The sequence below is a fragment of the Methylopila sp. Yamaguchi genome (genome assembly GCF_002897035.1).
GTDB lineage: Bacteria > Pseudomonadota > Alphaproteobacteria > Rhizobiales > Methylopilaceae > Methylopila.
In genome coordinates this window covers 56,957-64,701 of the sequence record NZ_BAUX01000022.1, presented here as the reverse complement: position 1 = coordinate 64,701, position 7,745 = coordinate 56,957, and the positions used below count along the sequence as shown (strand labels likewise).

Below are 7,745 nucleotides of genomic sequence, written 5' to 3'. Positions count from 1 at the left end.
TCACCGCCGCAGAAGGCTGCCCAGCACGCCGCGCACGACCGCGCGGCCGACGGAGCTTCCGACGGAGCCTGCGACGGACTTTCCGATCTGGGCCGCGATGTTGCCGGCGGTCTGGTTGACGATGGTGCGCGTCACGTCGCGGGCGATCGACTGTCCCGGCGACAGCGGCTTGCGGGTCCCGCCGCCCGTTCCGAAGATGCTCTTGAAGATCCCGCCGATGCCGCCCGCGTCGGCCTCGACCGCGGCTTGGTCGGCGGCGACCGTGTCCTGCGCCTTCTTCGCCAGCATCTCGTAGGCGGACTCGCGGTCGACCACCGCGTCGTACTTGCCGGCGAGCGAGGAGTTCTGGATCAGGCCGCGCCGCTCCTCCGCCGTCACCGGCCCGATGCGAGCCGCCGGCGGGCGGATCAAGGTCCTCTGCACGATCGACGGAACGCCCTTGCCCTCAAGCATCGAGACGAGAGCTTCGCCGACCCCGAGCTCGGTGATGACCTGGGCGGTCTTCAGCTCCGGATTCGGCCGGAAGGTCTCGGCGGCGGCCTTCACAGCCTTCTGCTCGCGCGGCGTGAAGGCGCGAAGCGCGTGCTGAACGCGGTTGCCAAGCTGCCCCGCGACCTCCTCCGGCACGTCGATCGGGTTTTGGGTCACGAAGTAGACGCCGACGCCCTTGGACCGGATGAGCCGGACGACCTGCTCCACCTTCTCGATAAGCGCCTTCGGCGCCTCGTCGAACAGCAGGTGCGCCTCGTCGAAGAAGAAGACGAGCTTCGGCTTGTCGAGGTCGCCGACCTCCGGCATCTGCTCGAACAGCTCCGACAGCAGCCACAGCAGAAACGTCGCGTAGAGCCGTGGGCTCGACATCAGCTTGTCGGCCGCGAGGATGTTGATGACGCCCCGGCCGTCGCGGCTGGTGCGCATGAGGTCGCCCAACTCGAGGGCGGGCTCGCCAAAGAAGGCGTCGCCGCCTTGCGTCTCAAGCACCAGCAACTGCCGCTGGACCGCGCCGACCGTCGCCTTCGCGACGTTGCCGTACTTGGTCGTCAGGGTTGCGGCGTTCTCCGCCACGTAGCTCAGCAGCGCCTGCAAGTCCTTCAGGTCGAGCAGCAGGAGGCCCTGTTCGTCCGCCACCCGGAAGACGATGTTGAGCACGCCTTCCTGGGTGTCGTTGAGGTTCATCAGCCGCGCCAGGAGCAGCGGCCCCATCTCCGAGACGGTGGCGCGGATCGGGTGGCCCTGCGCGCCGAACAGATCCCAGAACACAACGGGAAACTGATCGTTGACGTACGGCTCCAGGCCGATCTCTTGGGCGCGCTTGAGGAGGAAGTCCTTCGGCTCGCCCTTGGCCGCGACGCCTGACAGGTCGCCCTTGATGTCAGATGCGAAGACCGGCACCCCCGCGTCTGAAAAGCCTTCCGCAAGAGCCTGCAGCGTGACGGTCTTTCCGGTGCCCGTCGCGCCCGTGACGAGGCCGTGGCGGTTTGCGAGCTTCAGCTCGAGATTTTCCGCCTTCACCCGCCTGTGGTTCGCGTCAAAACTCGCCCCGATGAAGATCTTGCCCTCGTCGAGCATCGCGTCTCACTCCTCCTCGCCGGTTCGGTCGGCGCATCGGGCGGAAGGTGCCATGACCCGGCGGCGCGACCAAGGGCGGCCCTCCGTCGATAGGTCCGCTTGTCATCGCCGCCCGCAGGTGGTCTCTATCCCGCCGACAAAAAGACACATCCCCCGCGAGGCCCCATGGACGAACTCGTGACGCGCCTATCGACGGCGGCCCACATCGACGCGGCAAGGGCGACGGCGGCCGTGAAGGCCATCCTCGTGTTCCTCGACAAGGAGGCGCCCACGGACGCCGTTGGTGATCTGATGGACGCGCTGCCGGGTTCGCGACAGGCGCTGTTCGACGCCAAAGCCGAGAACGGCGAGCCAGAGGGCTTCGCAGGCTTTGGCGCGATGGCGGCGTATCACGCTCTTACGGCGGTCGGACTGTCTGGCTCAGAGGTCCAGATTGTGACCAAGGAGCTGCTCGCCCACGCCCGTGAGAAGGCGGGGGAGGAAACGGTCGGCCGCATCGTCGGGTCCATCCCGGGCCTCGAAGCCTTCATCTGACGCCCCTCCGGCGTCCGGTCCCGCGTTGAGTGGCGTTCCCCGCGTAGCCTGTGGCGAGCGCGCCGACTGGCGCCGACGACCAGCGGAGGATCGATGCCCTATCCCATTCTGCAGATCGAAGGCGTCGACCCCGAGAGCGCGGAGCGGCTCAAGAAGTCGGGGGTGCGGACCTCCGCAACCCTGCTCGATCGGGCCAAGGACCCGAAAGGCCGGAAGGCGCTCGCCGCCGCGACCGGCATTCCCGAGAGCCTGATCCTGCGCTTCGCCAACAAGGCGGACCTCATGCGCGTGCGGGGCGTCGGCGGCGAATACGCCGATCTTTTGGCGGCGGTCGGCGTCGACACGGTGAAGGATCTGAGAAACCGCAACCTCGCCAACCTGTCGAAGGCCATCCGCGACCTGAACGCCCGGCGCGGTCTGGTCCGCCTCCCCCCCTCCGAAAAGGTCGTCGCGAAGTGGATCGGGCAGGCCAAGGCCCTGCCGCCGGTGATGACCTACTAATCCGGACGCGCTTTTGAATCACCGGCGCGCTCTCTAAGACATGGGTCCGTCCCGCTCTCTGGAGACCTCCGCCCATGACCAGTCCACGCACGCCGTTCGCCGCCGCCTATCTGTTCGACCGCGCCGGCGGGCCGCGCGTTATGGGGATCCTGAACGTCACCCCAGACTCGTTCTCCGACGGCGGGCGCTTCGCCGCGGTCGAGGGCGCGGTCGCGCATGCCGTCAAGATGGCGGGCGACGGCGCTGACATCGTCGACATTGGCGGCGAGTCGACCCGGCCCGGCTACAAGCCGGTGGACGCCGAAGAGGAGATCCGCCGCGTGGTTCCGGCGATCCGCGCTGTTCGCGAAGCTTTAGATCTGCCCATATCAATCGACACCATGAAGGCTTCGGTCGCGGCGGCAGCGCTCGAGGCCGGCGCCGACATCGTCAACGACGTCTGGGCGCTACAGCGCGATCCCGACATCGCGCGCGTGGCGGCGGAGCATGGGGCCCCGGTGGTGGTGATGCATCACCGCACCGAGGTGGACCCCGCGCTCGATATCGTCGAGGATATGAAGAGTTTTCTCGGCCGGTCGATCGAGATCGCGCTAAAGGCCGGCGTCCCGGAGCGCGCGATCGCGCTCGACCCCGGCGTCGGCTTCGGCAAAACGGTCGCGCAGAACCTGATCGCCATTCAGCAGGTCGGCGCGCTCGCGCAGATGGGCTTCGCGGTGCTGCTCGGGACCTCGCGAAAATCTTTGATCGGCCACATCATCCAGCGCACGCCGGAGGAGCGCGTCCATGGAACGGTCGCGACGTCGGTTCTCGGCTGGGCCGCCGGCGCGACGCTGTTCCGCGTTCACGACATTCGCGAGAACCGCGACGCGCTATTGGTGGCGAAAGCCGTGCTCGACGCCTGAGGCAATCTTAGGCGTGCTGTTACACGCCCAAGCGACGCCGAAGGCCGAGGTGAGCCCGGGCCACGCTCATAGCGCGACCGAAGCCAGCCTGGGCCGAGCCCACGAGCTCGAGGGCGTGACCGCGCCGCGAGAGCGCAGCGTCGCCCGTCCATCCGGCCCAGAGCTGCATCAGCTTGCCCTTGAGCTGCTTCCCGTGACCTTCGATCCGATCCGCGTTCATCAGGGTGTCTCCGCCGCCGAAATTGTTTGAAACATTGATTTGGTAGGTGAACGCCGACGGCCTGATGACAGTTCACGCTCGGCGCGCCGATTTCGAACATCGCCACGACTTTTCGCTCGGTCGCAGGCGCGTAGACGGGCTGGTAGCGTCCCCACGCTTCGACCCACGCCTTCAAGGATCCTCGTGCCGCCCTCCGCTCCCCCTCAGATCTCCGACGTTTCCGCTTTCGCGGCCCGCATCCGCGCCGGAGATCGCGCCGCCCTCGCCCGGGCGATCACGTTTGCGGAATCGCGCCGCCCCGATCATCAGGCTGCAGCGCGCGCGCTGGTGCAGGAGCTGTTGCCGGACACAGGCAAGGCGATCCGAGTCGGCGTCACAGGCGTGCCGGGCGTCGGCAAGTCGACCACGATAGACACGCTGGGGAGCCGGCTCACCGCTGCGGGCCGTAAGGTGGGAGTGCTGGCGGTCGACCCCTCCTCGACGCGCACAGGCGGGTCGATCCTCGGCGACAAGACGCGGATGCAACGGCTCGCCATGGACCGCGCAGCCTATGTGCGCCCCTCTCCGTCGGCGGGGACGCTCGGCGGCGTCGCGGCCAAGACCCGGGAAAGCATGCTCCTCATGGAGGCGGCGGGCTTCGACGTGATCCTCGTCGAGACGGTCGGCATCGGCCAGTCGGAGACGACCGTCGCCGATATGACCGACGTCTTCCTGGTCCTCATGCTGCCGGGCGCAGGCGACGAGCTGCAAGGCATCAAGAAGGGCGTGCTGGAGATCGCCGACATCATCGCCGTCAACAAGGCCGACGGCGCGGGCGCCGGACCTGCGAAGGCCGCCGCCGCCGATTATGCCGCCGCGCTCCGCATCCTCAACGCCCAGGGCGGCGCCTGGACGCCGGAGGTGCTAACCGTCTCCGGCCGTGAGGACCAGGGCCTCGACGCGCTGTGGGCGCGCGTCGTCGCCTGCCGCGATCTGCGCGCGAAGGCCGGCGAGCTCGCGAAGCGCCGCGAGGCTCAGCAGGTGCGCTGGATGTGGACCATGGTCGAGGCCCGGTTCCGCGAGCGCCTCGCCGACGATCCGCGGCTCGCCGAGCGTGTGCCTGCGCTCGAGACCGCGGTCGCGGGCGGCGAGCTCGCCCCGACGCTGGCCGCGGACGAGATCGCGAGGATGCTGGGCTTCTGAGCCCTGCTCAGATCGCGGTGAAGCCGTTGTCCACGAACAGATGCGCGCCGTTGACGAAGCTCGCGTCGTCGCTTGCGAGGAACAGCGCGGCTTTCGCCACCTCCTCCGCCTCGCCGATGCGCCCCTGAGCGGCCGCGATCGCGGCGTCGGACGTGTCGACGCCGAGCCGCTGCAGGTCGGCGACTTCGCGCAGGCCATGGGGTGTTCGGATGAAGCCGGGGCACACCGCGTTGCAGCGAATGTTCCGGTCGCGGAACTCCACCGCGATAGCCCGCGCGAACATGTGGCAGGCGCCCTTGGTGGTGTCGTACAGCACCTCCATCGGGGTCGCGGCGACAGCCGAGATCGACGACGTGCAGACGATCGAGCCGCCGCCCGCCGCGATCATCCCCGGCAGCACAGCCTTCGTCATGAGGAACATCGACCGCACGTTCACCGCGTGCAGCCAGTCCCACTCGGCGACCGTGGTCTCGAGGAACGGCTTTATGACGATCGTGCCGGCGTGGTTGAACAGCACGGTCGCGGGCCCGAAGCGCTCGGCCGCGGCCGCCACGGCGGCGCCGACCGCAACTTCGTCCGACACGTCGGCCACAAAGGCCTCCGCGACGCCGCCCTCTGCTCGGATGGCCGCCGCGGTCGCCTCCGCGGCCTCGCCGTTGAGATCAACGATCGCGACCTTTGCGCCCTCTTGGGCGAACAGGCGCGAGGAGGCCCCGCCCATGCCCGTCGCCCCGCCGGAGACGATCGCCACCTTGTCCTGCAGCTTTCCGGGCATGGGTTCAGTCCTCCGCGACGGGCATGGGCGCCGCCCTCGGCAGCCGAGCTTCCCGTGTGCCGCGAGGCCCACCCGATGGCAACGGCGGAGTGCGTCGGACCTGCGAAGTTCTGACGTTTCGGACCGACTTACGCCCTCAGCGCCGCCCGCGTCTCGCGGCCGAGCGCGAGCAGCGCCGTCGCGGCGATGGTCTTGGCGTCGAGGCCCGCTTCCGCGAGCTGAAGCTCAGGCTTGTCGTGGTCCTGAAAACGGTCCGGCAGAGTGAGCGTGCGGATCTTCAGCCCGCGGTCGAGCGCGCCCTCCGTCGCCAGGAGCTGCAGCACCATGGCGCCGAAGCCGCCGGCGGAGCCCTCCTCCACCGTGACGAGCACCTCGTGCTCGCGGGCGAGCCGGAGAATGAGGTCGCGGTCGAGGGGCTTCGCGAAACGGGCGTCGGCGACCGTCGTGGACACGCCGCGCAGGCCCAGCTCCTCCGCCGCCTCGCGCGCGGCTGCGAGCCGCGGCCCGAGCGACAGCAGAGCGACGGTCGTGCCCTCCCGTACGATCCGGCCGCGCCCGATCGGCAAGGGCTGGCCGCGCGCCGGCATCTCAACGCCCACGCCTTCCCCGCGCGGGTAACGGAAAGCGCTCGGGCCCTCGTCGTAGTCGGCCGCGGTCGCGACCATGTGGACGAGTTCGGCTTCGTCCGCCGGCGCCATCAGCACGATGTCCGGCAGACAGCCGAGGTAGGCGATGTCGTAAGCGCCGGCATGGGTCGCCCCATCGGCGCCGACGAGGCCGGCGCGGTCGATCGCGAAGCGCACCGGCAGCTTCTGGATCGCGACGTCGTGGACGACCTGGTCGTAGGCGCGCTGCAGGAAGGTCGAGTAGAGCGCGCAGAAGGGCTTGAGGCCTTCAGTGGCGAGGCCCGCCGCGAAGGTGACCGCGTGCTGCTCCGCAATGCCGACGTCGAAGGTGCGGGCGGGAAACGCCTGGGCGAACAGGTCGAGGCCCGTGCCGCCCGGCATCGCCGCGGTGATCGCGACGATGCGGTCGTCGTCGCGCGCCTCGGCGATGAGGCTCTGGGCGAAGACCTTGGTGTAGCTCGGGGCGTTGGCGACGGCCTTGGCCTGGGCCCCCGAGACGACGTCGAAGGCGGAGACGCCGTGGTACTTGTCCGCGGAGGCCTCCGCCGGCGCGTAGCCCTTGCCCTTCTGTGTGACGACATGAACGAGGATTGGGCCCTGGTCCGCGTCGCGCACGTTCTTCAGCACCGGCAGCAGGTGCTCGAGGTTGTGCCCGTCGATCGGCCCCACGTAGTAAAAGCCGAGCTCCTCGAACAGCGTGCCGCCCATGGCGAGGCCGCGGGCGTACTCCTCCGCCCGCGCGGCGCCGCGCTCGACGAACTTCGGCAGCCGCTTCGCGAGCCCGCGCCCGATCTCCCGCAGCGAGAGGTAGGTGCGGCCGGACACGAGCCGCGCGAGATAGGCCGACATCGCGCCCGTCGGCGGCGCGATCGACATGTCGTTGTCGTTCAGGATGACGATCAGCCGCGAGCCTGCGGCCCCGGCGTTGTTCATCGCCTCGTAGGCCATGCCCGCCGACATCGCGCCGTCGCCGATCACGCAGACGACGCGGTTGTCAGCGCCCTTGAGGTCGCGCGCCACGGCCATGCCGAGGCCGGCCGAGATCGAGGTGGAGGAATGCCCGGCGCCGAACGGGTCGTACTCGCTCTCGGAGCGCTTGGTGAAGCCGGAGAGGCCCCCGCCTTTGCGCAGGGTGCGGATACGGTCGCGGCGGCCCGTCAGGATCTTGTGCGGATAAACCTGATGGCCGACGTCCCAGATCAGCCGATCCGCCGGCGTGTCGAACACGTGGTGCAACGCGACCGTCAGCTCGACGACGCCGAGGCCAGCTCCAAGATGGCCGCCGGTCACGGATACGGCGTCGATCGTCTCGCGGCGCAGCTCGTCGGCAAGCTGCGGAAGGCGGTCTTCGGGGATCCGCCGCAAGTCCGACGGAACATGGACGGCGTCGAGCAGGGGCGTCGCGGTCGGCTCGGTCACAGCGTGCGTTAACCTCG

The 7,745-nt window shown here is 69.2% G+C and carries 8 protein-coding genes; 4 read left to right on the top strand and 4 right to left on the bottom strand.

The window, feature by feature from the left end:
- Nucleotides 1-1,569: a helicase HerA-like C-terminal domain-containing protein gene (locus METY_RS19460; RefSeq protein WP_103123047.1), complete on the bottom strand. Its 1,569-nt coding sequence runs from the start codon at nucleotides 1,567-1,569 to the stop codon at nucleotides 1-3.
- A 165-nt stretch (nucleotides 1,570-1,734) separates the two neighbouring features.
- Here METY_RS19460 and METY_RS19455 point away from each other — a divergent pair, with 165 nt between their 5' ends.
- The 3 genes from METY_RS19455 to folP all read left to right on the top strand — a co-directional run bounded on the left by METY_RS19455 (nucleotide 1,735) and on the right by folP (nucleotide 3,506).
- Nucleotides 1,735-2,103 (top strand): hypothetical protein, encoded by a 369-nt coding sequence (locus tag METY_RS19455; protein ID WP_103123046.1) that lies wholly within the window; start codon nucleotides 1,735-1,737, stop codon nucleotides 2,101-2,103.
- A 93-nt stretch (nucleotides 2,104-2,196) separates the two neighbouring features.
- Nucleotides 2,197-2,604: a DUF4332 domain-containing protein gene (locus METY_RS19450; protein WP_103123045.1), complete on the top strand. Its 408-nt coding sequence runs from the start codon at nucleotides 2,197-2,199 to the stop codon at nucleotides 2,602-2,604.
- A 74-nt stretch (nucleotides 2,605-2,678) separates the two neighbouring features.
- Complete coding sequence (folP, locus tag METY_RS19445; protein ID WP_103123044.1) at nucleotides 2,679-3,506, top strand: dihydropteroate synthase; 828 nt, start codon at nucleotides 2,679-2,681, stop codon at nucleotides 3,504-3,506.
- 19 nt (nucleotides 3,507-3,525) lie between these two features.
- Here the strand turns inward: folP and METY_RS19440 are convergent, their stop codons facing one another.
- Nucleotides 3,526-3,726 (bottom strand): CsbD family protein, encoded by a 201-nt coding sequence (locus METY_RS19440; protein ID WP_103123043.1) that lies wholly within the window; start codon nucleotides 3,724-3,726, stop codon nucleotides 3,526-3,528.
- 183 nt (nucleotides 3,727-3,909) lie between these two features.
- Here METY_RS19440 and meaB point away from each other — a divergent pair, with 183 nt between their 5' ends.
- Nucleotides 3,910-4,908 carry a methylmalonyl Co-A mutase-associated GTPase MeaB gene (meaB, locus tag METY_RS19435; protein ID WP_103123042.1) on the top strand — a complete coding sequence of 333 codons (999 nt, stop codon included), beginning with the start codon at nucleotides 3,910-3,912 and terminating at the stop codon, nucleotides 4,906-4,908.
- 7 nt (nucleotides 4,909-4,915) lie between these two features.
- Here meaB and METY_RS19430 read toward each other — a convergent pair whose 3' ends face one another.
- Both METY_RS19430 and dxs read right to left on the bottom strand, forming a co-directional pair.
- Nucleotides 4,916-5,683 carry an SDR family NAD(P)-dependent oxidoreductase gene (locus METY_RS19430; protein WP_103123041.1) on the bottom strand — a complete coding sequence of 256 codons (768 nt, stop codon included), beginning with the start codon at nucleotides 5,681-5,683 and terminating at the stop codon, nucleotides 4,916-4,918.
- Nucleotides 5,684-5,811: 128 nt separating this feature from the next.
- Nucleotides 5,812-7,728 carry a 1-deoxy-D-xylulose-5-phosphate synthase gene (dxs, locus tag METY_RS19425; protein WP_103123040.1) on the bottom strand — a complete coding sequence of 639 codons (1,917 nt, stop codon included), beginning with the start codon at nucleotides 7,726-7,728 and terminating at the stop codon, nucleotides 5,812-5,814.
- Nucleotides 7,729-7,745 lie beyond the last annotated feature (17 nt).

What these genes read in the sequence shown, in the direction of transcription:
- METY_RS19440 (WP_103123043.1), bottom strand. Translation starts at nt 3,726, where the DNA reads ATGAACGCGGATCGGATCGAAGGTCACGGGAAGCAGCTCAAGGGCAAG.
- METY_RS19450 (WP_103123045.1), top strand. Translation starts at nt 2,197, where the DNA reads ATGCCCTATCCCATTCTGCAGATCGAAGGCGTCGACCCCGAGAGCGCG.
- METY_RS19455 (WP_103123046.1), top strand. Translation starts at nt 1,735, where the DNA reads ATGGACGAACTCGTGACGCGCCTATCGACGGCGGCCCACATCGACGCG.
- METY_RS19460 (WP_103123047.1), bottom strand. Translation starts at nt 1,569, where the DNA reads ATGCTCGACGAGGGCAAGATCTTCATCGGGGCGAGTTTTGACGCGAAC.
- METY_RS19430 (WP_103123041.1), bottom strand. Translation starts at nt 5,683, where the DNA reads ATGCCCGGAAAGCTGCAGGACAAGGTGGCGATCGTCTCCGGCGGGGCG.
- folP (WP_103123044.1), top strand. Translation starts at nt 2,679, where the DNA reads ATGACCAGTCCACGCACGCCGTTCGCCGCCGCCTATCTGTTCGACCGC.